Origin of the sequence: Paenibacillus paridis (assembly GCF_006345825.1) — a bacterium.
Lineage (GTDB): Bacteria > Bacillota > Bacilli > Paenibacillales > Paenibacillaceae > Pristimantibacillus > Pristimantibacillus paridis.
The window spans coordinates 39,924-66,478 of sequence record NZ_VCIX01000084.1 but is presented as its reverse complement, the minus strand read 5'-3'; the positions used below and the strand labels follow the sequence as shown (position 1 = coordinate 66,478).

The 26,555-nt window shown below is 43.3% G+C and carries 18 protein-coding genes, 1 other RNA gene, 2 pseudogenes and 1 riboswitch; of the genes and pseudogenes, 6 read left to right on the top strand and 15 right to left on the bottom strand.

Annotation, left to right across the window (positions count from 1 at the left end):
- Nucleotides 1-112 precede the first annotated feature (112 nt).
- Both FJQ58_RS13075 and FJQ58_RS13070 read right to left on the bottom strand, forming a co-directional pair.
- The gene (locus FJQ58_RS13075; protein WP_139994052.1) at nt 113-5,920 is read right to left on the bottom strand and encodes an S-layer homology domain-containing protein; all 5,808 of its coding nucleotides are present in this window, start codon (nt 5,918-5,920) and stop codon (nt 113-115) included.
- A 152-nt stretch (nt 5,921-6,072) separates the two neighbouring features.
- A riboswitch (cobalamin riboswitch) is annotated at nt 6,073-6,256 on the bottom strand.
- A gap of 405 nt (nt 6,257-6,661) precedes the next feature.
- The gene (locus tag FJQ58_RS13070; protein ID WP_139994050.1) at nt 6,662-8,557 is read right to left on the bottom strand and encodes an AraC family transcriptional regulator; all 1,896 of its coding nucleotides are present in this window, start codon (nt 8,555-8,557) and stop codon (nt 6,662-6,664) included.
- 239 nt (nt 8,558-8,796) lie between these two features.
- Between FJQ58_RS13070 and FJQ58_RS13065 the strand changes: the two genes are divergently transcribed.
- Complete coding sequence (locus FJQ58_RS13065) at nt 8,797-9,651, top strand: DNA-primase RepB domain-containing protein (protein ID WP_139994049.1); 855 nt, start codon at nt 8,797-8,799, stop codon at nt 9,649-9,651.
- Nucleotides 9,652-10,012: 361 nt separating this feature from the next.
- Here FJQ58_RS13065 and FJQ58_RS13060 read toward each other — a convergent pair whose 3' ends face one another.
- From FJQ58_RS13060 to FJQ58_RS32935, 3 genes and pseudogenes are all read right to left on the bottom strand, one after another.
- Complete coding sequence (locus tag FJQ58_RS13060) at nt 10,013-10,216, bottom strand: helix-turn-helix domain-containing protein (protein WP_139994047.1); 204 nt, start codon at nt 10,214-10,216, stop codon at nt 10,013-10,015.
- Complete coding sequence (locus FJQ58_RS13055; protein WP_139994045.1) at nt 10,213-10,686, bottom strand: DUF2975 domain-containing protein; 474 nt, start codon at nt 10,684-10,686, stop codon at nt 10,213-10,215. The genes FJQ58_RS13060 and FJQ58_RS13055 overlap by 4 nt, the downstream gene beginning before the upstream one ends.
- 232 nt (nt 10,687-10,918) lie before the next feature.
- Nucleotides 10,919-11,206 (bottom strand): annotated as a pseudogene (locus FJQ58_RS32935) (hypothetical protein); the annotation flags it as partial.
- A gap of 6 nt (nt 11,207-11,212) precedes the next feature.
- Between FJQ58_RS32935 and FJQ58_RS13045 the strand changes: the two are divergent.
- A pseudogene (locus FJQ58_RS13045) lies at nt 11,213-12,106 on the top strand (IS110 family transposase); the annotation flags it as partial.
- Nucleotides 12,107-12,850: 744 nt separating this feature from the next.
- Here the strand turns inward: FJQ58_RS13045 and FJQ58_RS13040 are convergent.
- From FJQ58_RS13040 to FJQ58_RS13030, 3 genes are all read right to left on the bottom strand, one after another.
- On the bottom strand, nt 12,851-13,303 hold the full coding sequence (locus tag FJQ58_RS13040; RefSeq protein WP_139994043.1) for a hypothetical protein: 453 nt from the start codon (nt 13,301-13,303) through the stop codon (nt 12,851-12,853).
- 799 nt (nt 13,304-14,102) lie between these two features.
- Complete coding sequence (locus tag FJQ58_RS13035; protein ID WP_139994041.1) at nt 14,103-14,396, bottom strand: hypothetical protein; 294 nt, start codon at nt 14,394-14,396, stop codon at nt 14,103-14,105.
- 738 nt (nt 14,397-15,134) lie between these two features.
- The gene (locus FJQ58_RS13030; RefSeq protein ID WP_139994039.1) at nt 15,135-16,748 is read right to left on the bottom strand and encodes a xylulokinase; all 1,614 of its coding nucleotides are present in this window, start codon (nt 16,746-16,748) and stop codon (nt 15,135-15,137) included.
- 291 nt (nt 16,749-17,039) lie between these two features.
- Between FJQ58_RS13030 and FJQ58_RS13025 the strand changes: the two genes are divergently transcribed.
- Nucleotides 17,040-17,690 carry an IS110 family transposase gene (locus tag FJQ58_RS13025; protein ID WP_139994036.1) on the top strand — a complete coding sequence of 217 codons (651 nt, stop codon included), beginning with the start codon at nt 17,040-17,042 and terminating at the stop codon, nt 17,688-17,690.
- A gap of 20 nt (nt 17,691-17,710) precedes the next feature.
- Complete coding sequence (locus FJQ58_RS33190) at nt 17,711-17,836, top strand: hypothetical protein (protein WP_274382324.1); 126 nt, start codon at nt 17,711-17,713, stop codon at nt 17,834-17,836.
- 835 nt (nt 17,837-18,671) lie between these two features.
- Here FJQ58_RS33190 and FJQ58_RS13020 read toward each other — a convergent pair.
- The 4 genes from FJQ58_RS13020 to FJQ58_RS13005 form a co-directional block, all read right to left on the bottom strand.
- Nucleotides 18,672-19,313 (bottom strand): peroxiredoxin-like family protein, encoded by a 642-nt coding sequence (locus FJQ58_RS13020; protein ID WP_139994034.1) that lies wholly within the window; start codon nt 19,311-19,313, stop codon nt 18,672-18,674.
- Between the two features lie 35 nt (nt 19,314-19,348).
- On the bottom strand, nt 19,349-19,864 hold the full coding sequence (locus FJQ58_RS13015; RefSeq protein WP_139994032.1) for a hypothetical protein: 516 nt from the start codon (nt 19,862-19,864) through the stop codon (nt 19,349-19,351).
- 386 nt (nt 19,865-20,250) lie between these two features.
- Nucleotides 20,251-20,838, bottom strand: coding sequence for a TetR/AcrR family transcriptional regulator (locus FJQ58_RS13010; protein ID WP_139994030.1), 588 nt, complete (start codon nt 20,836-20,838; stop codon nt 20,251-20,253).
- A gap of 962 nt (nt 20,839-21,800) precedes the next feature.
- Nucleotides 21,801-22,229, bottom strand: a complete 429-nt coding sequence (locus FJQ58_RS13005; RefSeq protein ID WP_139994028.1) for a MarR family winged helix-turn-helix transcriptional regulator — start codon at nt 22,227-22,229, stop codon at nt 21,801-21,803.
- 164 nt (nt 22,230-22,393) lie between these two features.
- On the opposite strand from FJQ58_RS13005, the gene FJQ58_RS13000 reads away from it, so the two are divergent.
- Nucleotides 22,394-23,704, top strand: a complete 1,311-nt coding sequence (locus FJQ58_RS13000) for an amidohydrolase family protein (protein WP_139994026.1) — start codon at nt 22,394-22,396, stop codon at nt 23,702-23,704.
- 543 nt (nt 23,705-24,247) lie between these two features.
- On the opposite strand, the gene ssrA is transcribed toward FJQ58_RS13000, so the two are convergent.
- Nucleotides 24,248-24,612, bottom strand: a transfer-messenger RNA (tmRNA) gene (ssrA, locus tag FJQ58_RS12995).
- 261 nt (nt 24,613-24,873) lie between these two features.
- Nucleotides 24,874-25,353 carry an SsrA-binding protein SmpB gene (gene smpB, locus FJQ58_RS12990; protein WP_139994024.1) on the bottom strand — a complete coding sequence of 160 codons (480 nt, stop codon included), beginning with the start codon at nt 25,351-25,353 and terminating at the stop codon, nt 24,874-24,876.
- Nucleotides 25,354-25,489: 136 nt separating this feature from the next.
- Between smpB and FJQ58_RS12985 the strand changes: the two genes are divergently transcribed.
- Nucleotides 25,490-26,212 carry a copper homeostasis protein CutC gene (locus FJQ58_RS12985; protein ID WP_139994022.1) on the top strand — a complete coding sequence of 241 codons (723 nt, stop codon included), beginning with the start codon at nt 25,490-25,492 and terminating at the stop codon, nt 26,210-26,212.
- 78 nt (nt 26,213-26,290) lie between these two features.
- On the opposite strand, the gene FJQ58_RS12980 is transcribed toward FJQ58_RS12985, so the two are convergent.
- Nucleotides 26,291-26,491 (bottom strand): cold-shock protein, encoded by a 201-nt coding sequence (locus FJQ58_RS12980; protein ID WP_028609190.1) that lies wholly within the window; start codon nt 26,489-26,491, stop codon nt 26,291-26,293.
- Nucleotides 26,492-26,555 lie beyond the last annotated feature (64 nt).

The window sequence follows — 26,555 nt, the reverse complement described above, 5'->3', positions numbered from 1 at the left end:
CCGACCACTTTTGGTCGGGGTTTACATGGTGGAGGCAAAACGTGGTTTGCAAAACCACAATTCACCACCATTGGATACTCGTCAGCTTCATCTGAAGCATCTTTTTCAATACTTACTTCACTACTTGACTCTCGCTGTATTGATACGCCCTCATTGCAACAACGACAGCCATTTCTCTGGTTGCTGTACCTTTTGGATTAAATTGATCTGCATAACCCTCCATAATTTTTAACGATGAAAGGTCAGCAACATGCCCCTGCGCCCATGACGCAATTTGGTCACGGTCTTGATAGGAAACATTTGATTGAAGCGGCTCCCGTTTCATTGCTCTTGCAATCATTACCGCCATTTCTTCTCTTGTAATGGTTTCATTTGGAAGGAACTGATCCCCGTACCCTTTCACAATTCCTGCAGCATATGCGGCGTTGATGTAGGAATAAAACCAGTCCGTTGTCCGAACATCACGGAAAAGACCCGCTGCCTCGCCGTTTGCTTGAACGTTAAAGACTTCCACGATCAACTTGGCAAATTCAGCCCTAGTGATTTTGTTTTTCGGATTCAACTTCCCATTATTTCCTTGAACAAACCCTTTTTTTGTTGCTTCCAAAATAAGATCTTTAGCCCAAGAAGAGATATTTGCGCTATCTGTATAGAAGTCTGCCAACGTCTTTTCTTCTTTGTTAGGTTCATCTGTTCCTTCCATGTCTTCGTCTACAATTAAAGGAAATTTGATAAAATCTTCGCCCATATTGGTCGTATAGCGCCATTGGACACTATCACCCTGTTTTAGCTTATATAGACTTGCTCCATAATTAGGGTATGTTCCATTCACGTTATACATCCAACCGCTGAGCTCGCCGTGATCAAACTCTCCATCGCCTGCAATGGATTCAATGTAGATACTATTGAATTCTTCTGAAAATGAGTTTTTATACGCTATACCGCGTTTATCCAGCTCTCTTTTCAAAACCTCCCAGACCGATTCGCCCGGCGTGAATTCAACTGTAGTTGGCGACAACACAAAACCCTTTTTAATCGTTAACTTATCAATCGATAATTGAATCGTTCCTTTTTCAGGGTTTGGCCCAACACCGCCGCCGTCGCCCGGTGGAGTGCCACCTCCATTATCGTCCTTTTCTTTGAGCGAATAGACGACGAAGTCGGTAAAGTGATTCGTTTTAACAATAAGATCATTTCCAACTTCATACGCATACTCGTGCTTGCCGCTTGCTAATCCTTCTTGATTGGTAGCAAACTTTTGAATAGAGGAAAGCTGGTTATTTTGTATAAATGCTGCCTCTTTGCCCTTCATGTCCTTAAAGGTAATAGCAACAAATCCATTCTTAAAGTGAATCGATCCATTTCCGCCGATTGTAAAAAATTCGTGAACGTCATTTAATTGCTGCTTTGATTCGATCAGGCCGATCAAGCCCGTCTTAAGCGTCTCGTCCTTTTTATTGTTAGACGTGATTAGTTCAAGCGTTTGATTGGAACCCTCATCCATAACAATCCCTTGCGGGAAGTCGACAGTGATGCCGCCTCTCCAAATCGACAGATTCGGCAGAGCTGCATTAGCCGGCAGATTAATGAAAGTTTTCGATTGCCCACGATCAGGCAGTTCAATAGAGACCTGCTTGCCCTGATCCGCTTCCTCCACACGTATCGTGTAATCTTTACCATCGTTTGGTATGACGATAGATTGCCCGCTGTCGGGAAGTTGAACCGTGTCGCCCGGCTCCGTTTTCTCAATCACAACATCTGTCATATCATACAGACTAGTTTCTTCATTTAGGAAACGGGCATACGCGACTAGGGCATAAATGCCTTGGTCCGTTGCCATTCCGTCTACACTGCCGCCTTTGGGATGAACAAACCCGCCTGTCGGCGCCGCATAGGTCAACAAGTTGTCGACTGCTGAATGGCGGTTCTTATTAAACCTCACATCCGTATGAGGATCAATACCCAAGCTGGTTAATGCGACAATTACTTGGGCGACGCTTTGGACGTTTTCGGCGCCACCGCTCAAATAACCGCCAACTTCGTTTTGAACAGAAGATAGCCATAGCAGTGCACGATCTACGGCACCTTTAACCTCATCATTCTTATCGTAATATGGTGCTAAAGCTTGAAGCGCCATGGCCGTCATATCCGGATCGGCAGCTCCCTTTAAGGACCACCCGCCACCGTCAACTTCTTTATCCACAATATAATTGATCAGCTTATCGCGCGTCGTCGGGTTCGCAACCCCATTTTGATCAGGGATATCATATTGATGGCTGTCAAGTGCAATCAGCGCAAAGATTGGCCCGTTAATCCCTTGTTTGGTGACGTAAGCAAAGTCCGCTAACGCTGCGCCAATATCATACCCGGCTACATTAGAGATGTCTTTGCCAATTGCCGTAAGACCTAAGATAAGCCTCGAATGCTCGGTGCCTTTATTGGGATCCAGCTTTCCTTTAGGCATTTGCTTTCTGACTTCACTCACTACATTGCTGTAGTAGGTTGCAAAATAGTCTTCGGGAACATCATAATTCGCGCGTGCAAGAGAAAGAACACTCCAATCCCCAGCAAGCGTATTGAATATAGGGTTGCTTACGGTTTTAACTAAATAAGACAAATGCTTATTTAACTGTTCGTTTATATCTTCTACAGGTTCTTTTTTCGATCCTGATTGCTTGGCATTATTAAACACATCTTGCGCTTGTTCTAGCGCCAGCACCTTCGCATCGACTTTATTTTGGCTGGCGTTTTCGTCAGCTATTAAAGCCTGGGCTGATTCAATCAGCTGAATGGACTGACTGTATACTTCTTCTGTCACCCAATATTCGCTTGGATAAACATCCACTCCGTCTGTGCTCACGGAGACTGATTTGACTTGTTCCTTGGCATCATCCACGGCAAGCTGCAGAAAAGTCTTATCTGCCTCTTTAACAATGACAATCTTGGGAAAGATACTATAGTATCCTTCTCTAGTCAACGCCGTGAAATTAGGATTAGCCCCTACTAACGGATTAATATTACGATGATCTCCAATAGGACTGCCGAAAAAGCCTAACTTTAGATGTCCGTCTTTAAGAATATAACCGCCTTCCAAATCCTGCGGTACCTTGAACTCCACACTATTGCCTTGCGTCGTAATGTTGTATTGTTTAGCAGCATTGGTAATTAGTGTCCGATTCGATCCTGCAAAAAAGTTTAGCTGTGCATTGAAATTATAAATACCCGCTAGCTTGTTAGCTGGGAACGATAGCCCTTGGAATATAACCTTGACTTGATCTCCCGGGCCAACTTCTTCTGATGGATGAGTTATATTTTCGATAGTCACGCTCAGCGGCCTTGCCGTCATGACCTGATACTCGGCCTTTCCAGATCGTTCCACTTTGACAATATTGCGGCCTTCCGTCAGCAGTACACTGAACGATCCGTCTGAATGTTTTGTTACGTTCTCTGTTGAGAATGTACCGTCTCCATAAGATACGGTTCCAGCTGCATGATTAATATCAGACCGAAGAATACTGACTTCACTGTCTGCAGTAGGGGTAAACGTATAGGTAGCTCCGGGCTCTGTATCCACGAAGTACACGCTATCGATATCCGCATCGAACGCACCGTTTTGAAGATTCATGACTTGATTGCCTGTCTTGCCCTCATTGGCCTTCTGATTGCGTGCCTTGTTGCTTTCGATACCCGTTACAATACCGGTATTGCCTTGACCTACCGTGACAGCGAACAAGCCGACATTTTCCGGCCAAATTGCGCTAAAAGCATCGTTTGCAGCTGCAATGTATGCAGATCCATTCACCTTAAGAGCATCATAAGTTACTTTAACAATCGCTGTACCGTTTGCTTTCGCACGGATCGTTGAATAGCTGCCCGGCTCTCCTTCTGCAATAGAGATGACATCCTCACCGGAAATAATTTCATAATGAAAATCAGGTTCAAAGAAGTAATTACTGATACCTTCAATTAACGCCTGCCAGCTCCGTAAAGTTAACAATTTGAATTCAGAGCCCGGCGCTGCCAGCTTTAAGTGATTTTGTTCATTAATATTGAGATAAATATTCCCTTCCAGATAAGTTCCCCGGTTTAAGATCGAATTCGGCGAGAGAACATTTAATTGTTGTTCCGTAATCTCCATTGCTTCATTCGCTTCAATCGCCCTGAACGTTCCTGTGTTCGTCAGCTTGCCTGTCTGGCTAACCCGATAGTTATATTCCTGGCTGTTCATCAATTTGTAGCTAGATACTCGCTTACCGTCTTGAATTTTTGTTTCCAGAGGTTGAACATTTTCAAACGAAACAAAATGTTTGATTTTTCGGCCTACGAACAATGATGCTTCCTCAGGCACTGTAAAAGTAATGATTCGCGATAAAGGAATGGCTCCTGTAATCGCTTGTGCTTGAGCGGCTAACGTAACCGTGACGCTGTTGCTAAGTGCAATATATTCTTCACCTTCGCGCGCTTTGCTTGGCTCAAAAGAGTAAAAATACGTATTGCCCGCAAGAACGAGGATTGGATATTGACCGGCAGCCGTCTTCGTTCCCAAAGTTAGAGACGTATCGCTAGGACTGTCCTGACCGATCCGAACCGTATAATCTACATCCGCGTTCCATCCCGCATTGGTTGCTTTAAGGTTCAATTGACGGAATCCAAAGGACTGGTCAGGCTCCGTCGTTACCTTTAACTTGCCTCCTCCAATACTGTTCCCGCTAGCGTCAGTCCCCTTGTAGCTATAGACGCCAGCAGGCAAAGATGCTTTATATATTTTATAAGTGCCCTCTTCACCCTCGCCAATATTCACGAGCTGATCTTTAGCATTATAGAGCTCTAATTTAGTTGTTTTAGGCGCTACCGTAAACGTAACATTAAATTCAGGCTGATTAACTTCTTCCCACAAACCTGGTTTTTTCGCTTCATTGAAGGTAGCCTGAGCTTGATCGAGTGCTAATGTCTTTGCATCTACTTCTTCTTGAGTCGCATTCAAATCAGCAACTAACTGTTGGGCTGATATAATTACTTCGACCAATGCGTCAAGCTCTGCTTCGACAACCCAATAATCAGTTGTAATTATGTCTGATCCGTCTTTACTAATCTTTACGGATGCTTTGTTTAATTCGGCATCTTTTATGGATGCTTCCAATTTAGCTGTATTCAGCTCATGGCCTTCGTCCAATGCTTCAACCAAATCCTCCAGCACAGCGTCAACAACAGTCTGGCTGCTTTCCATATCCGTGAGTGCATCATAAGCGTTATCATACGCGATTCGAATGGCATCGTCGGCAAGAATTTCTAGTTTATCGACACGGCTGTTAATCTCTGCTACTTTGTCAGTTAATGCGTCCTTGTTGGCCGGATTAATAAGATTGCCACTACTTTCTAAGTCAGCCCCTAATCCGTAGACCGTGAATTGCCAACGGATAACATCGCCATTTTCAACAAAGGTGGACGAGGATCCCACATTTGGAAATTTATTATTGACCGCGTACATCCATCCTGATTGGTTAGAGTAATCAAATTCGCCTAACCAATCCGCGTTCGTCCGGTCACCAATCTCCCCTTTTCCTCCAATGGCTTGCAAAATATAAGAGGGAATATTGACTTCTCCGGCGCCCGGATCGTGAATCGCAGCTAAATAGAAACCATCAGCTACACTACCGCTATGCCTGTAATGGTTTTCTCCCAACAGCTCTGAAATAACGGCTGCCACATTGTCTCCTTCGTGGAAAGGAACACGAACCGGCTCAATGATATAGCCTTGTCCTAATGTGAATTTCTCAACAGATACCGTCGCATACCCCTTTATGCCCTTAGCATCTGAAACATCCCCCGCTGCCATGGTAGCTATTGGGCTCAACAATGAAAAAATCATGAGTAGCGCTAAACTTAATGCCAGACATTTTTCCCTCGTTTTTCGCAACAAATTGATCCATCTCCTTTATTATTTTTTATTATGGCAAAACAAAAAACACCTCTCACTCGTCATTGTGAAAGGTGTTTGACAAACGGACATAAGGACACAGCAATGCCCAAATAAATGCACAGTTAAACATCTCTCCTTTCATCCTCGTGAAGTCGCAGAAAAAGCAAATGGCATGTATCCTGGCTTTGCTTCATCGTATGGCTAACTCCTTCCCGTATACAATACAGTGGAAACACGTTAGCATACTCAGCATTACAGTGGCGGGACCGCGTCAGATTTGCACTGATCTTCCATTTTAAGCTGTGTTCACACAGCACCAATTACCTAAGTATTATGAAGTTATCGTTTAATCCTACCGATTTAAGACTAGGCTCCCGGAACGGGAAGAAACAAACCTATCAAAAAACAGCATATGTATACCAATCTACTCCTCCTAATCAATCCCACACTTGCTCAATTCTATCACCGAGAGTATGTAATTACACAGCACAAATGGGGCGCTCATTGAAGAATAACCCATTTAAGAACAGAGCGCAATCGTAAGTTAGTGAGAAGAAGTGAACAAGATGATATGGATGGCCGGTCTACGAATCTATTAATACATAGTTTTATGTCCGAAAAAGAAAACCCCGACCTAACGACGGTCTGGGGCTTGCTTACTACTATAAATAATCCTGCCAACCGCTCCATCTAACCATGTCGTATTCGACTTTTATTGAAACAGAGTCAAATTGCCGCTTCTCAACTACTGCTTTCAACCAACATATTAACGATAATATCCAACTGCTTTTCTACAGAAATCGGATCACTGGGAAGAAATTGATCGAAATCAATTTTGTAGACCCTTCCCGCTTTTCCTGCTGGAGAATGCTGAATAAGTTTTTCCACTTCCTTCAGCTTTTCCTCTGACCCTTTATTCACAGCTAGGAATAACCGATCACCTATAAAATCAGGGATGACCTCGGCAGATATCTCCCATGTTTCTCCATTAATAACGTCAGTCTCTACTTTATCTGTGGGCTTTAAACCCAGATATTTGTAGATAATATTGCCTCCCATGTTGGTATCACCATAAACATAAAGCGCATCGGGACGCACATTCAAAATCGAGAAGGTTTCATCGGCCCCAATGAACGGGCTAATCTTCTCCCTGTAATCGGCTATTTTTGTTGCAAACGCCTCATTCCACCGCTTCGCTTCCTCTTCCTTGCCAAGAATATCGCCAAACATTTCAACATCCTTGATTGGATCATTGTATTGCTCCACAATAATGGTTGGTGCGATTTTGCTTAGCGCTTCGTACCCGCCCTCAACTACCTCGGCAAAGGGTCCTGTTGTAATAATGAGATCAGGCTCCAGTGACAGAATCTTCTCTGCATCAGGCGGAACCCCAACATCTACAATATCAGAAACATCGCTTAGCAGCGGATTTTTCAGAATAAAGCTAGTTGCACCTACCGGCTTCACGCCAAGCGTCAGCAGTTCTCCCAAATGAAAAAGGGTAACTACACGCTGAGGCTTCACAGGAATTTCCGTTTGGCCTTTCAAATGCTCGTAAATACGCGTTTCTGCAGCTGTGTTTGCCGCAGTGGGCTCTGTTGGAGCAGGCGAGGATACCGGTGCCCCTGTATTGTTGCCTGCCTGGCATGCGTTCAAAAGCAAAGCTGTGCATAAAAGCATCATTGCTCCGAACGTTGGTCTTGAAAATCTGAACATCGATGTGTCCCCTTCCCCATTGTACTGATAATAACTCTCATTCTCATTATGGGAAACAAGCTTTGGAGATACAATAGACGATTTTAACAGTCTTAATGGATTATACTGAACAGTCTGCCGATTGTCCTCCCGGAACTGAATCGGAGAGGAGCCGGTATACTTTTTGAACAAGCGACTGAAATAATAGACATCCGCATAGCCCACACTGCTCGCTATTTCCTGAATACGCGCCTCCGATCTCAGCAGGAGCTGTTTTGACTTGTGGATTCGCACATGAATAAGGTATTCAATCGGGCCTACCCCTATCTGGTTTTTGAACAAGCGAGACAAATAGCTCGCGCTGCAGTTGTAAAATCCGGCTAATTCCTCGGCTGTAATCGACTTCCTGTAATGCTCATGTATATAGTGAATGGCTTCAGTGACCACGTTCCGTCTACTGTTTTCTGTTGCTGACGTGAACAATTGTCGCATGATCTCATGCACAAATGGAAGGAAGGCAGACTGTGCCTGCAGCTTGTCTATCGGGGTTGCTTGATTCCACTGGCGATCCATCGCTTGACACTTTTCCTGCAAAGGCAGCATTGCATAAGGAGTAAATGAATATGACATTTGAAAGCTCTCCCGATCCTCTGGCAAGACGCATTCGGCTTTATACAGAATCAAATAGAAAGAGAAGTCGTTTCCCATCGGCATAAAAGCTAGTTCCAATCCCGCTCCTCCGTGCAAAATGTGAAATGAACGGGTATGATACGCCGCTCCCGACAGGCTCACCCTCGCCTCTCCATGGGTAGTAACTACAAAAAAGCTATCCTGCGCCACATAGCGATCTGGTACCGTTCCATTCTCCACACAATACTGTCTAATATCCAGTAATCTAACGGCAGTTCGGCTCCACCTTTCGATGTGGGCTTCCCAATCCATGCTTTCTCCCCCCTCTGACTGTGCCAACAATCTCCACTTCGAATAAGTATCTTTTTACAATGACGGTTTGTCAAGATGACGATTCCGCAATAAAAGCTCGAGGGAATGCATATTCCACAACCGCATATCTAATATCGAAAAATGGGTACCGCCCCTTACACTTGTATCCTCTTGCCAGAATATGATTGTTTAGAACAGAACTGAGATTGTAACGCATGCTTTAAAGGAGAGGTGGTCCAATGGCACAACGTCTAAGCTCAAAGAGATATTCCAAAAATTTGCGAAGGTTCTCCAGTCACGCACGCCATTTTATTAAAAAACTAGGCTGCAAGCCGAACGAACAACTTCACTTTATTTTAGTCCATGACCCTAAAAACAAAAACAAGAAATTCAGCTCCTCTTCTATTCACCCAGCGATAACACTCCATAAACCTCTCAATCTACTTGAAAAACGCACACCTCAGTTCACTCTTTTCTCCAAGAGGAATAAACCCATACATGTTCTCACTCAAAATAAAAGAGGCTATGCCGTTTTTATGGAGATCAATTACCGAGAAACAAGGACTAGTGATTTCAGAAAAATAAGAGCGCAGTTCATTGATGTAGACCTAAACAAAATCTCCATGCATTTAGACACAAAAGAACAAGTGAAGCAGATGATTGAATCCATTCAATCTGACCCCGCAGAACAACTTCTATCCATTACCGTTAAAAAAACTAAACAAGGTAAATACCACCTTCTAGCTCTGCGAAAAAAACAAAGAGTAACGAAATTAAAAAATGCGTTTCTAAAAAAATTCAAGACTCAAATCAAGGATACGATGATTATCGAAACTAAAAACGGATATCACATCTATTGGACCCTTCAAGGCGGAACCGTAAGCAAATTCGTTCCAATTCAAAAAGCTTTAGCCAAAAAATTCAGCTCTGATCCCATGATAACCAATCTTTCGAGAGTGATGCGCATACCTGGCTTTTTCCATATGAAAAATCCTGGAAGCCCCTTTATGGTAAGAGTTAAACAATTGGGAAGGAAAAAACCTTTTTCCCAAGAGGAAATTATTCACTCTCTGGCATTAGAGCCCATTCAATAAGTTATATAAAACAAAGGTTAGAACAGTTAACGGCATATTTAAGATAACAAAAACCCCGACCGCTTGCGGTCGGGGTTACACATGGTGGAGGCGAGTGGTTTGCTGAACTAACGTTCTCCGTTAGCGTAATGAAAAACTGTATCTTTAATTTAAAATAACCTGTCTCATAAACGGTGTATTGTCACCCGACATTAAACAATGGTCATGAGCAAGCATTATTATTATTAAGTTATTCTTATGGTATAGTGTCATATTGCCGTTAACATCAAAGGCGAAGGTTATGTAGCCGTAAGGATTAATATAGCTTTCGAACTCTTCATCATTACTTACATCTGCGACGTACGGCCGTTTTTTATTTTATTCAATCCTGACGATATTCGAGGATATCTCCTGGCTGGCAATCGAGAGCTTTGCAGATCGATTCGAGTGTTGAGATTCGAATGGCTTTCGCTTTTCCGTTTTTAAGTATCGACAGGTTCGCCATTGTAATGCCAACTTTCTCCGATAACTCAGTAACGCTCATTTTCCGCTTCGCAAGCATGACGTCAATGTTAACCACTATCATACGGTCAACTCCTGTTCTTCTTTGAGCTCGATCGCGTTTTTGAGCAATTTCTCAAGAACTGCTGCAAATACTGCGATTACGATTGGCGCACAGGTTATCATTAGCCCGATGACCATGACGCCTGGTGCATCAGCACCGTCAGCTACAAAGTAGAAAAGCGGGAGATTACATGCAAACATGAGTGATACGACAACCGCTGCTTGCTTTATTTTCTTAAGCGCTAAAACAGAGGTTTGCGAAAAAGCGGTACTTGTGTCAATGTACCTGAGAAGCTTAAATGCCTGAAGTAGCGTAAATAAATATGCAATAGACGCCACATACGCAGCCAAAGCGGAAAGATAAACTTTAATATCCGGGAAATCCGGCATCATACTATGCGCCATCGCTGGGAGTCCATAAAAACACATCACTAATGCAGGAATTGCCATAACAACCAGAACAACTTTTAAAAAAAGCGTCTCTTTTTTCATCTATTTCACCTCTTTTTTTGATTTTATCATTTTATTTATCGTTTTACAATAAAAATACATTGTTTCATTCGCTTGAACCTAATGAGAAGCCATACGGCATATTTTTTCCTCCTTCAAATTTGAGCCGAGATACGGACATATTTATGAATCCGCTAATTGAAGTTAATCGCGAAAATGATTAAACGATCCTCCCTCTATGAAGGATCGTTTTCCTCTTAAATACGCTTATTCCTTAGATTTTGAACGATTTTCTTTCGCACATGACAAGCATTGCTAACGACACTTCCGTGAACCGTGGGATATCCTGCAACATCTTTTCTTCACTAAACCGATGCCCCTTTTTCAGGACACCAAAGAGAATTCGTATTTACTTGCCGCAAAGCGCTATGAGCGATTGCATCTTTTTCAATGGATTGGATGGCCGTTTGGTGTAGTACTGATGTAATGCTTTAAAGGCGCGATTCTTTGCCACCAACGGCATCATGACTCGAAATAGCAGCGCTCGTAGCACGTTGACTCCTCAATCAAAGGCATTAAACCCGTTTTGGTAAATCCTCATCTCGTCAAAAAGAACAAAGAAAACCGGGATAACACACCGTCTAAGAGCGACCATAAGGATGCACTAGTCATTGCTGACATGGTCAAAAACGGATACTACTCCCCTGTTCGTTTCCACCCCGAAGATTACGAGGAACTACGTATTCTTATGGCAAATCGAGAAACAATTACAAAACGCCTCAATGCTGCGGTTACTCAGATCCATCGCTGGGTAGATATTTTTTTTCCTGAACTTCGACAGGTCTTTAAAATTCTTACGTGCACCAGTGCAATCGCAACGCTCAGGCTCTTTCCACTACCGAAAGAGATCAGTCGGCTAACTACAGAACAAGTTCTTATCGGTTGGAAGCAATATGCTAAACGTCATGCTGGTGTTAAACGTGCTGAACTGCTCATTTCACTTGCAAAGACCAGTGTAGGCACTACTCAAGCACTTCGCGCGTACAAGCTTCTTGGGCAGTTGCTCGAAGAATATGTCCTAGCCCAGCATCAGCTTGAACAAATTGAGCAAGAGCTCCGTATCATTCTTGTGCGTATTCCCTATGCACAAAAACTACTTGAAATACGGGGCATCAATGTAACAAATCTAGCCGTGGATAGCTCAGGGAAACGGAGAGGAAAGATGGTTCTCAGTAAACGCGGCCGACCACGCTTACGTCATTTTCTTTATCTTATGACCCTGAGTATGGTCATGACAAATCCAGAAATTCGAGCAGCACATCGTTTTAATGTAGAGGAGAAGAAACTGAAGAAGATGAAGTCCATCATGAATTTATGCGCTAAAGCAGCACGAATGCTCGTAGCTTTAGCTAAAAACAATACTTCTTACGAGCCGTTAAAGGTATTCCCACAGGCAGCTTAATTAGACCTCACCAGCTGATGCATTCGCAGGATGACAAGATGCACGGAGTATCGGGAGACATTGAACAAAAGGGCTCGGACCCGTTCCGTTAGAAAGACCGACCTCCACCCCGTAGTTAGATGTGACGAAGGAATGAAAAGGCTATGACCCGTTGAGACGTGGGAGTGAGAATCGCTAGGGCGAAGTGGAGACGCGCGCATTATGGAACAATATGGGTGATTCATAATTACCTTTACTTCCGCATGCCCAAATCTCCATCTCCCAACCACCGGCTCCTACATCATCCTCCTCTTCAACTTAACTACAGGATGAAATCCTGCGAATTCATGAGTCTGAGTGAGGAAACTGAATCATTTCGAGGGAGCTCAACAAGTTAAACTATTAAATTCCTACTATTGCAGATAAGTTAATATCAAAAATATGCTGTATCAAAGCAAAGACGAATAAGATTGCAAATGAAACTGCGATATACTTTAATGACTTATAGAAAGCCAATAATAAATGAAGTTTTTCTTCCGCCATATAATATATAGAACTCCCACCAATCAGCATAAAACAACAGGCCACTATTTTTACTGGAATTAAGTAGTACCACTGAGGAATGCCCGTTCCATAAATTGAAATTATGTAACCAATAAGATAAGTTGCTCCGTAATATCTCCATCTCCTTCTGTTAATTCAACATACCTCCTTAATTGAAACTCTATATAAATTACGGCGTGTTAAACTAACTTGCCAGTTAGCTTAATCTCCTACCCTCGTCTGATACGCATACTTCTCTGGATTTTCTACATACCAACTAAGAGGAATGCAGTCCTTCACATCAATCGAATGTATAAACTCATTCTCAGCGTAAATCCGTAGATTACCGCTTCCAAAAGGCCAGTCTGATATAAAATCGATGTAATACTCCTTCTTACTAGATGAAATGGTATTTCCCCAACTCCGCGTAACTCGTACAATACCCTCTGGTCCGTATAAAAAACCTTCGCCACTTTCTTTAAAGAGTGCAACTTCAATGACTCCTGCCTCTACATTAGGAAATATTACCGAAACCATTCCAGCAACATAAATATCCCCGTCAACTTCCAGATGCTTCTTTAGTTCTTTATATAGAGACGAATAACTGTTATAGTTGCCCACTTCTTGTCCAACATGTTTTTTTAGTTCCTTATTTAGAGGAGATTCACTTAGCACTGCAATCCCCCAAGCTTGGNTGCAATCCCCCAAGCTTGGAACGTACACATTCGCTCAATTGGTGAAGAGAAAAATACTTGCGCTTCCGTAAAATCAATATGTTTATCAAAATCGTCATGATTTACTCGAAAATCTATCCGCATAAGGAAACCTCGTCTCCTTTTCAAGTCAATTGTGGCTATCTAAATAATATCAGAACTATAACGTTTTCATGTTTACTTTTAGCGAAAAAAGCTACCGACCATTCCATTAACCTACCCATTCGTATTATGAGATCAACCAGTTCTTTCTGGTTTATTGGAGGGTTATTTGGCATGCTCATTCTTTTCTATAACACCTGATCTAGAATGACTTTTCTGGTAATCTTGACAAGCTATTAGCTGGTATAGCATAGTGAAACAGCCGATCATTGTGGTCGGCTGCTTCCGTATTTTTATTGAACCATCGTGTCCCGTTAGCTGAATAAATGTAATCAATATCGGTTTCAATTACGATATCTAATCGGACACTCTCTAGATGTGATGAAGGCCCCGCTCAAATTGAAAAGGCCTGCAAAAAACATCTGTAAATTCACTCATGCTCTTACATTGGTTGTTGGCTATACTGTACTTATTACTTACATCCGTTATTGAACATGTATTGCCGATAAGAAATGAATTCACAAAAAACCATTAAGTTCAACTACCTCATAATCACCGCCGGTTGCTAACCCGCCTATGAGTTCAAAGGTATAGACCTTCTTAACTTTTATTTAACTAACAAATCAATGCAGCTAACATCCAGTAATACTAAATTCCAACTAAGTCATTTCCATAGAAACTGTGATTGCTACATCGGCCATTTCCTTTAGTTTATTAGTAGTTAAATCTTTAATATCAAAATCTCTAGCTATTTTATCAAAGTAAGACCAATCATCATTTTCCTTAATTAACTGAATTTCGTCTATCAAAAATGAAAACGTGTCAGAGCCTTCAATATCTATATACAACCTCGCTAAATTCTCGAATCCAATAATATCTGATGTTTGTCCTGTGCTAGAAAAACTAAAGATGTAGTGTTCAAAGTAATTCTCTGGATACATATTATCATCCATTACAATCACACCTCGTATTATTCATAATAGGAATGCTGCCCGAATCTTGAAGTCCATAATCTGCAGCAAAGTAACCTTGGTTTAGTTTGTATCTGTTTAAATACTCTAAATATAAATAAGCAACATCTATGCCAATTAAATGCATTTAAATTGAAAACAAAATCGCTTGAATAATCGTAGATTTCATTTATTTCTTAACTCCTTCAAAGAGGTCCATGAATCAACCATGCTAATATAGCATGTACAGAAATTGTTAGTAAATACTTCCGTATCGTATCACGCTATGTTGCCCGTTAGCACAACAAAAATTTACCTTAACAAAATAAAAACGCAAAAATCCGACCTCACGAAGTCGGGTTTTTCATGGTTTGTTGAAGGCGAAACGTGGCTGTGCAAAACCACAATTCGCCGGAGTGTGATGTTAAGAATGTTTGGCGAAGCCGCATAGCTTCTCATCACCTTAGAATTAGCCTAACTTTGTTCAGCAATCGTTTCCAGTTAGTTCAATCCTGTATGTCCCCTACAATTCCCGAAATCTATGTATGATTACTTCAAATGCTACACAATGGTTAACATCGAGACCGGCGAGAAGTATCACACCGGAGGTACGTTCCTCGACGTCGTCGTCGGTTAAAGGGAATGTTAGTGTCATTTACCTCTGACACTAACATTCCCTTTAAATCCGTCATCGGACACCCAAGCGATCAGAGACAATAATCCCTACATTTTTCGTGCTTCTCATTTCTTCCAATTTTCTACAAAATGATCTACCGCTGCCTGCTCAATTGCCAGCCCTTTCGTGTAACGCTCCATAAACAAGGCAAAGCCATTCACATCTGCGCTGTCAGGATAAACCTCTTGTCCTTCTGCATCGTTGAACACTCTAGTGGTAAGGTAATCAGCCAAGCCCTCGTGCTGCTCCTTATTAACCATATAGGATGCCAAAATTGCCATCCCCCATGCACCGCCCTCACCAGCTGTAGACATGACCGAAACAGGAACATTCAGTGCTGCGGCACACATTTTTTGACCGACTAGCGACGTTTTGAACAATCCGCCATGCGCCAAAATACGGTCAATCGTTATATGCTCCTTCTGTGTCAAAGTATCCATCCCGAGCCTTAGTGCAGCAAACGCGGTAAACAGCTGTACTCTCATAAAGTTAGCCAGATTGAAGCGGCTTTCTGGAGAACGAACGAACAGCGGACGACCTTTTGCAAGCCCGGTAATGTTCTCACCTGCATAGTAGCCATAGCTCAGCAAGCCACCGCCATCAGCGTCTGCTTCCAGCGCTTTGTTGAACAGGACGCTGAATAAATGGTTCATATCGGTTTTCAGCCCCATAGCTTCATAAAATTCACGGAACAAGCCAAGCCATGCATTAATATCGCTAGAGCAGTTGTTAGCAAGAACCATGCTGACAGGGCTACCATCAGGTGTAGTGACGATGTCAATCTCAGGGTACACCGTGGATAAATCTTTCTCCAGTACAATCATGGCAAAAACCGACGTACCTACGGATATGTTGCCGGTACGCTTTTTGATACTATTCGTAGCGACCATCCCTGTTCCGGCATCGCCTTCTGGAGGACATAGCGGAATACCTGCTTCCAGGCTGCCTGATGGATCTAATAGTAGAGCACCAGCTTCATTGAGATATCCAGCATGTTCACCTGCAGTATAAACTTTAGGTAAAATATCTTTAAGTTTCCACGGGTAGTCTTTATCGGCAATTAAATCGGCAAACTGCTTCACCATATTCTCATTATATTGCTGTGCAGATTCATCGATTGGGAACATACCAGAGGCATCCCCAATACCAAGAGCCTTGCTGCCAGTCAACAGCCAATGAATATAACCCGACAAAGTCGTAATATAATTTATGTTATTGACATGCTCTTCATCGTTCAAAATCGCTTGATACAAATGTGCGATGCTCCAGCGTTGAGGAATTTTAAATTGGAATGTCTCGGTTAGCTCCGATGCAGCTGTACCCGTTGTGGTATTGCGCCATGTACGGAATGGAACCAATAGTTCCCCTGCTTGATCAAGTGCAATATAGCCCTGCATCATGGCAGAACATCCGATTGTTCCGATTTTTTGCAGTGTTACGCCATAATTATTCTCAACCTTTTGCTTTAATTGGTGATAGGTTTCTTGCAACCCGTTAATCATTTCATTGAGATGGTAAGTCCAATAGCCGTCGATCAATTGATTTTCCCACTCATAGGTGCTGGTACCGATTGTTTCAAAATTGTAATCAATAAGTACAGCCTTAATTCGTGTGGATCCAAATTCGATGCCAAGCGAGGTTTCTCCCCTGATTATCGCTTGTTTAATATTTTGATCCATGATGGCGTTGCTCCTCTCTGAATTTGAAATTGAACCGAATATAGCATAAGGGTTCTTGTGTTGAGATGATGAAAGCACTTACCAATAGAATAGCAATTGTAACTTAGTTTGTATATTAAACAAACTAAGTTATTTATATGGTAACCAGTAACTTTATTGAGCTATCCTGCCCGTTAGGATTCCTGTATAGCGTTAATTTTGCGCTTTGCACAAAAACGAGCGCCTCCAGTAAGATGGGGTAGTCACGGGTCATAGCCCTTTAGCCATCTTAAGGAGGTCGCTCTATCTTGAATTTTAAAGCTCAAGCCCAAACAAAATCAACTGCTTGAATACATTTCAATCCAGCATCTTGTCGTCGGTATCGACATCGCCCAGCAGTCCCACGTTGCTCGCGCCATCAACTTCCGTGGCATTCTGCTAGGCACTCCGCTTCACTTCTCCAACAACGATGCCGGCTTCAGCCTACTGCTGCAGTGGATAAAAGATTTGCAGGAAACGCACCAACTAAACGACAGCATCATCGGCATGGAACCAACCGGCCACTGCTGGCTTAGCCTCGCTGCCTGGCTCAGAAATCGCAGCTTCGAGGTCGCATTGGTGAATCCTCATCTCGTCAAAAGGAACAAGGAAAACCGTGACAATACACCATCCAAAAGCGACATTAAAGATGCCTTTGTCATTGCCGACATGGTGAAAAACGGCTACTACACTTTCATCAAAGAGACCCGTAAAGAATTCATGGAATTACGCGTGCTCATAGTAAACCGGGAAACAATCGCCCATCATCTCGTTAGCGTCAAAAACCAGATCCACCGTTGGGTCGACATTGTGTTCCCCGAGCTGCGGCAGGTATATAAGCACCTCATTGGCTCCGGTTCACTTGCCACTCTGCGCCTTTCCCTACGCCTGCCGACCTTCAAAAACTCACCGCTTGCCAGGTAGTCGACGTTTGGAAAACCGTCATGAAGAGGCACAGTAGTGAACGAAGAGCTGGCGAAGAGCTGGCTCTTGCCGCCCGCTCATTCGGTGCCAAGCATGCCGAGAAAGCCTACAAGCTTCAAATTGCAACAGCTACTAGCCGAATATGATCTAGCCATGGAGCAACTCCAGGTCATTGAGGCTGAAAATCGAATTCTCCCTATGAAACGAGCTGCTTAACCACTTCTCAATTAGCATGAATACTGGCTTATTCGCGGGATCTCAAGACTGCACGGAGTACCGGATTGCGTTAAAAAAAAAGGGCACAGACCTGTACCGTTAGGATAACCGGCCTCCACCCACCAGATAGGCGTAACGAAGGAATGAATGAAAGGGCATCGAGATATAAATTAATATCCTTGCCAGGCTTTTTGAGCAACCCATTTGTTGCACAAACATTGTACTCATATAAATTATTACATACCTGATTGTAATCAGTGTCATTGGAGTCTACTGTAATTTTGATATTGTCTAAAGTTATATCAGTCATAGGTCTCCCCCAATAGAATATTTGTAATTAATTATTAGTCAGTAAGATTTTTTTAAAATATGTATTATCTAACAAATTATACCGCAATCAAGTTATAATTCTCTGAAAAAAACAATTAAAGCTAAAGAATTCTACCCATTAGCTCATCAAAGTTTGCCTTAACAAAAATAAAAACGCGAAAACCCGACCTCACGAGGTCGGGTTTTTCATGGTTTGGTGGAGGCGAGGGGCCTCGCCTCCCTTTATATACAGAATTTTTTCTGATTACATTCTCAATGCAAAAACCTTTTCTTAAAGACTAAAATACCCGTACGTGCTGGAAATATTGGATTGCTACATAGTTCGCTGAACTAGCGTTTCCCGTTAGCGTAGCGTGTCTGCCATATAAAATGGTTCTATGAATACTGCTTCAAGGGTTAGGCTATGTTTGAAGCTGCGAAAGTTGAAGTCAACAATTAAAGCTTTCTCAATTCATACAGAATATTGTCCGGATCCAACCGCTGCATAAAGTCCGGATTCACGTAGGCTGAACGGATAATGCCGGATTCGTCGATCATGAAGGTGGAAGGAATCGGCAGGATCCAGCGGTTCGTCGCGTTGTATTCCGCCAAGTCCATGCCAATTTGTTTCATAATGTTCTTAATGTAATCTGGAACTTCGTAAAGAATGTTATAGAAAGCGGCCACAAGACCGTGTGCGTCGCTAAGCACTTGGAAGGTCAACTCTTCCTTCTCCTGTTGGGAAAGCGTGTTGTCCGGGCTTTGCGGGCTGATCGCGATCAACTGGCCACCAAGAGCTTGGATGTCCGGCAGTAGCTTCTGATAGGCCTTAAGCTGACTGTTGCAGAACGGGCACCATCCACCCCGGTAGAAAGTCAGAACAACAGGTCCTTTAGACAGTTCTTCATAAAGACTAATCGTTTTTCCCAAAGCATTCTTGAGTATAAAATCCTTTGCCCTCTGCCCCTCCTGTCGGCCGTAAACAAAACCAGATTCGTGCTGCTCACGGATCTGGCGAAACATCTCCGCTTGAATCTCCAAAGGGGTATGCGCGATAAATTCTTGTTTGGCTTCCGCTAAAGCCTGAGTTAATGACATGTCTTGCAGCTCCTTTTTTCTTAGATAATAATACTTCATTCGGCAGACATCTCAGCTGGCGAGGTGAATGCCTTGAGCCTGTTTTTCCTTCGCAAATGGATGATTTGGGCTGTTAGGCCAACGATGAGAATGAAGAATAGAATGCCCTGAGCGCCGAGTAGAATAGGCGAATTCAAATCAGCGACTATGGGGTGGCCATTCGGAACACGGGTCAGGGTTTCGGTAACGGTCGGCAGCATCAGCAGAAACGCCGTCAGGCTAAGAAAGATTGTTTCTAGGTACTTGCCTGAACGCTCAAAGATCGAAACACGCCCTATGCCGTATCCGGCGAGCAGCAGAAGGATCGTTGCCGTACCAATGACATAGCTGACCGACTGATGTGCGATGGGGAATACTGTGATTGCGCCAATCAGCATTGAAAAGAAGTAGACTACACCAGGCTTTGACCGAGGCACTATCCGTCCGTAGCGAGCAAACATATATATAGCGAGCGGAATGGCGGGCAAGCTGCTGAGGGTATGCACCCAGCCGAGTGATGAAATTCCAAACATAATTGTCTCCTTCCAGTCCTTAAGGACAGGGGTTATTTGTTCTGTTTTGGCAGGCTTAAGGTCATCCACGGGCTGGAACAAGGAAATAAAACGTGCTTAATGCTGTATAACCAGCAATAATGATAATCTCACCATACCTACTAATAGGTAGTTTATAAAGATAAATTTTGAAAGCTACTTCAAACTTCACCCCTTGGCACTCGTGATATCGCTCCGCGAATCGACAAGGGCAGGCTGACAAAATGTGTAGTCGTCATGCCCTTTATCGGCGCTTGGCGGATGAGATTTGATTAGTTCATAAATAGCCATCTTATCCTCAATAGGGTTATGGTTGACCTCCCTTCATCTTGAACATGACTGCAACTATTGCCATCGAAAATTTCAGCTCAAGGGAATCGTGAAGCGAGTCGCTCCAAGAGCGGGCCTGTCACGACGCCGAATATCTTCGGATCGCCATAAGCCCGCGCCGAAAGCATCGCGCCGTGAACCGTCGCCATGAACGTTTCGGCTTCGATACGAGGGGTTGTCGTCAGTTGAAGTTGCTCGTGCTGCACACCGCGCTCCAGCACGGATGTCAACCACGTCGACAAATAACTGAAATGCGCCTGAACCTCTAGAGCAACTTCCTCGGGCAGGACCGGTAGCTGGCTTGCCAACAACGCACAGACACAAAAAGGAGCGCTGGCGTCAGCGATACAGGCTTCCCAATAACCGGCGTAGGACCGAAGCTGTTCGAGCGGATCGGATACGTGAAGCTCGATATTAGCCATCCCTATTTCAGCTTCTTTCCGATACCTCGCAACTAGCGTTCGGACCAGATCGACCTTGCTTGGGAAATGGTGATGGATGCTAGCCTTCCGTATCCCAACCACATCAGCGATGTCGGCATAACTGAAACCGTTGTAGCCGCCAGCGATGATCAGATTACGCGCACAAGCCAAAATGTTATCGGAGGTACTAAGTAAATTTTTCATACCATTAACCTACCATATAGTAGGTAGGTTGTCAAATGGCATAGTCGTGGTATACAAAGGTCGGTATTTAAGCATAAAATTCTGGCGCAGTCCAGATAGTTACTCTTGGTTCGTAAGTGAACTAAGAAAGTCGCTGATGAGGTCCTCCCTCCTGTCTTCTACGATGTCAACTTTTGGGTACAGTTAAAGAGAATAGCGGTACTCTAGGATGCATAAATGCCCTAGACTGACTGCCGCTGTTTCTCTTTAACTAATGTTCCGCGGAACTCACTTATTGCATCTCGGTTCGTATATCTTTAATATCCCATTAGTTGAATGGCTCGTGCTGGTTTTTCCTTCACCTAGAAGCGGATATCGTGACTACGACTGCCAATCGCAGCGCCCGGCACGTCCAAAAGAAACAGGATTATGATCTGATTCGTCGCGGAGCAGAGGGCCTCTGAAGCCGTTTGCTGAAGCAGACGACCGAGTTCTTCACTTTATTTGCGCTTAGAATACACTTTCACTATTCTGCTTAATACTTTTTTCGTATTATTAGGTTAACCAGAGATTTCTGGTTGGCCTAATAATACGAAATAAAGTATTAGACTGGAGTCGTTGAATTACCGCGGTTTTTAAATTGAAGAATCTTCAGCTTTCTAAAATTAAGTTTTAGACTGATCCATTATAAGAAATAGCGGCAGACCAAGACTTGAAAAATAATGTCTTAGACTGCCGCTATTGCCATTCAATTAATGTTCTTCTTTAGCGTAATGAGGGCTATCGAATCCGTATTTGGGCAGCCTTCAATTTTCTATTGGGCTATTGTGTCCCATAGCTTTATAAAGTTTTATAAACAATCAGTCACGGATCCATTGGGGTTGGAGTATCGACCATATTAAATGACCACCAAAGTAAAAGTAAAAATATACAACATGTTATTGTTATAAATATTCCCATAATCTCATCGGAAATCCTCTTCTTTAAATGCGCTCATTAATTCTGATCAGCAATTTCTTTAAGACTCGCTTCTCCTCGTCATCAAGAGCTTGAACGATTTCATCCTCCACTTTTTGGAATGAGTCATTAAAACCTTCAATTAATTCAACCGCTTTTGGTAATACATATATATTTTTTTGCCGTTCATTATTGACCGGGATTTTACGCTCAATGAACCCTTTTTGCTCTAGAACTTGAAGCATGCTTGTAATGCTTGCCCCACGCAGATGAAACCGATCTGCAAGATCCTTTTGAATAATATGATTATTTTGGTTCTTATAAATATAATCGATTACTTTTCCTTGTTGAGAACTTAATCCTAGTTCTTTTATACTCTCATCCGCTCTTTTCTTTAACTTAAGACCGATGATTTGAAACAAATCCATATAAGGCGTATCTTTTCGGGAATGCATGATCGTCCAAGTCCCCTCTATAATTGTTAGGAATCTAATTGTAAGTAGCTAAAATATACAGTGATCCTACAGGCTTGTCAAATAAACCTTAGTTCGTTTACAGTTAGATTCCTAACAGTTATACTTCGATGTATTGAATTGCAAACACATTGGGAGGAATTAAAATGGAGAAAGTAAATCAAAATGCTGCGTTAGAACAAATTACGGCGATTACAAATGTACGAATCTTTGATGGATATCAAATTATTGATCCCAGACATATTGTCATTAAAGGGGAGTCCATTATTTCAGTGGGCGGAGACATTCCAGCCGATGCAACGATTATCGATGGAGAAAATGCGACACTAATACCTGGTCTGATTGATGCACATGTCCATACCTCAATTGGCGGATTACGAGATGCCCTAAAATTCGGCGTTACAACAGAACTCGAAATGAACGGCGATTTTACTAAAAGAGGGCGCGAAATTCAGCTGAAAAATGTGGATGACATCGCGGATGTCCGTTCTGCTGGTACAGCGATTACCGCTCCTGGTGGACACCCAGATGAATTACTGCCTGATGGAGATGAAATACCGGAATTCGTATTAAAGGAGCTTGAGAAATTATCGGAGGAAGACAGGGAAGCAATGTTGGCCGCATACGCTCACGATCATGAAGAAATACCGCAAGTGACGACGGTTGAAGAAGCGATCAAACATGTGCATACCCAGGTGGAGAATGGAGCCGACTATATTAAGATCATGATCGAAGAAGGAACTGTCATGGGGGCTCCTGGCCTGCCTGTACTAAGCGATGAGATACTAAGAACAGCCGTGACAGAAGCCCACAAGTTCGATAAGCTGGTCATCGCTCACGTCTTGACGGCTCATTCATCGCAAGAAGCCATTAATTTAGGAGTCGACGGTTTAGGGCACTTGTTTATCGACAGACCCGAGGGCACGTCCGAATTAGTTAAATCCATAGCTGAGTCTGGAGCTTTTGTTACACCGTGCTTGGTGTTGAACTCATCGATTATTGGAAATCCAGCTTCGGAATTAGCGAATGATCCACGAGTTCATTCCAAATTAACTCCGGAATGGATCGATATTTTGAACTCAAGCTTCAATACGTTCCCACAAGGCAATATGGAGAACAGCTTTAAGAATGTGATGGATCTTCACCATGCCGGAGTTGATATTCTTGTAGGGACGGATGTCGCACCGGTTCCCGTTCCGAACCTTGGTGGCCTTGCTCATGGAGCCAGTGTCCACCACGAAATGCAACTGCTGGTGAAGGCGGGGTTCACTCCAATTGAAGCTCTTCAATCGGCTACTACCAAACCGGCCCGTTGCTTTGGTCTACATGATCGCGGTCTGATTACCGAAGGTGCGCGTGCTGATCTTATTCTGATAAACGGTGATCCGACCGCTAATATATCGGATACCTTGTCGATCAAATTCGTGTGGTCTAATGGTTCGCAGCAACAAAGTTAGAACCAGCTTATGCCCTTGCTTACCGAAAAATATTTAACAAGAGGGACTTCAGATTACAATCCCTCTTCGACTTTAATCTATTTATCCAACTCCTCATTTCAGGAACGACGGCCAAATCAATGTTCCTCCAGGTGCAATCAAATACTTCAGGTTACTTGACTGCTGCTGTCGTTTTGTTTTTAACTAAGGTCTTCCGTCAGCAGCTCAATCATCAACTTTGCGTCTCTTTCTCAATAAGTAATATTCAACTAACGCCACGACAGTTTAGGCACCAAATGCGACTAAAAATGATGTACTAACTTCCAAATCCGGTTTAAATATCGCGATTAGAATAAGGTTACCGATAAAAAAGACCTATAACAAAGCAAAAAATCTAAGTCCTATTCGCTTCAAGAGGTAGCCTCCATTAAGTATCGTCGCGTTGCTTATAAATAAATTATCATATATTGTTGTAACAATCCTGCTTAACTCAACTACAGATTCGCATTATCAAATATTACAAATGCAAAAACCCGACCTCACGAGGTCGGGTTTTTCATGGTTTGGTGGAGGCGAGGGGATTTGAACCCCTGTCCGAAGATCACGCCACACAGGCTTCTACGGGTGTAGTCACAGTTTTGATGTCACCCGAGTATCGCCCCGTAACCGGCTATACGTTGGGTCAGCCTGATTGTCTTCTTCAGCTCACCGCAGGCGGAGATGAGACAGCGTATTCCACTACTTGTTAGCCCCTAATCCAGTCACATGGACGATGCTGGGTAGAAGCACGCACACAGTTTCTTAGGCTGCGAAAGCGTAGTTTGTTTGTTGTTTGCCGTTTAATAGGCTTTAGCGTTGATGAAGCAGACGACTCCCTGCTACCCGCAACCCGCGCTCGTCCAATCCCCGTCGAATCCATAAACGCCCCCAATTTTGCATAAACGGTTAGCTACTGGCCAATGTGACAGAAAGTCATAGTGGGAAGCACTAACGTTTAGCTCAATTGAAGCTTTAGGATTAAGGATCAGCTGCTGTCAGAAAAACTCTGTCAGGCTGTCCGATTGTCTAGCACGAAATGCACTTGCTTTGTTGTGTTGCCGTTGCTATTTACTTAGTATACCACGAAGGACAGCTTTCGTGCACATTTGTTATTGGCAACATTGGCTGTTATCTCCCATGGAAAACTGAGCTTAGCGTGCGACCTTTTGTTTCTCGCGCAGGACACGCTGGATATCACGCTGAGCATCACGCTTGGCTGCTGTATCCCGTTTATCGTATTGCTTCTTACCTTTACCCAGCCCAATTAACAGCTTGGCAAAACCATTGCGGATATAAATCTTCAATGGCACAATCGCATACCCTTCTTGCTTAGATAAGCCAAGAAGCTTGTGGATTTGAGCCTTATGCATAAGCAGCTTGCGCGCCCGCGTTGGATCGCTTGGGTTATGCATATTCCCTTGTTCGAATGGGCTGATATGCATGTTGTGAATAAACAGTTCTCCGTTGCGGATCGTGGCAAAAGCATCGCCGATGTTCGCCCGGCCATTTCGAATCGATTTAATCTCTGTACCTAACAGCACCATGCCTGTCTCGAACGTTTCCTCAATGAAATAGTCATGGGAAGCCTTCTTGTTCTGGGCGAGCTGCTTGCCGTCACTTTTCTTACCCATGCTAGTCACCTCGACTCAAATAAGCTAAAATAGTGGTTGCACTATTGGAGTTCATTGTAACAACTTTAAGAACGGAAATCAAGGCGGCGCTCAAGTGCTCCTATCCGAAAGCCTGATATCCAAAAGGAGAATAGCCATGCTTCTTGAAATCATTGCTACGACAGCGGATGAAGCGGTTACAGCTGTCACCCACGGCGCAGATCGCGTAGAGCTTATCTCTGCTTTTGATCAGGGCGGTCTTAGCCCCAGCGAGCCACAAATCACCTCTGTGCTTGATGCTTTGAAAAAGCTTGAACAAACCAATTCTAACCCTAAAATGATTCCCGTACATGCGATGGTCAGACCACATAGCAGTTCCTTTGTATATGACAAGGCTGATCTTAGCGAAATGGTCAAGCAAATAGCAAAAATGCGCTCTCTAGGCGTCCACGCTTTTGTTCTTGGCACGCTGGACGCGCATGGCATGATTGACACCTCTAGCTTGGAGAGATTGCTGGAGGCTGCTGGTGACCGCCCTGTTACTTTTCATCGGGCCTTTGATGAAGCGGCCGATCAAGAAGAAGCATTATTTACACTCATGAAGTATCCCCAAATCAAATGGATATTAACCTCTGGAGGACAGCCTAGTGTGTTAGATGCGGTTGGCCAAATCAAAAGCCTGATTGAGCTAAGCAGCGGTCGTGGCATAACCATTATGCCTGGCAGCGGGCTTTCCGTTGCATCCCTCCCAGACTTCATATCGGCAACAGGAGCAAGTGCCGTACATCTTGGAACAGGAGTTAGAACCGGAGGTATACACTCGCCTATAGATGGTTCTCTCGTGATGCAAGCACGCCAAGCCTTAGAGCCATTCCTTTAGAACTAAGATATTTTCGCGTACAAAAAAACCGCCCTCAGCCCGAAGGCTAAAGGCGGTTTTATTAACGTTCGTAAGCTACTACAGCTTTACAACGTTTTCTGCTTGTGGTCCACGGTTGCCTTGAACAACGTTAAATTCTACGCGTTGTCCTTCTTCAAGAGTTTTGAAGCCTTCGCCAGTGATTGCGGAGAAATGTACGAATACATCGTTGCCGCCTTCAACTTCGATAAAGCCGAAACCTTTTTCTGCGTTAAACCATTTAACTGTACCTTGTTGCATGTGTAAAAACCTCCAAAAAAATAATATTAATATGCGCCTGGTTTGTCTTTAAACAAAAAATTCA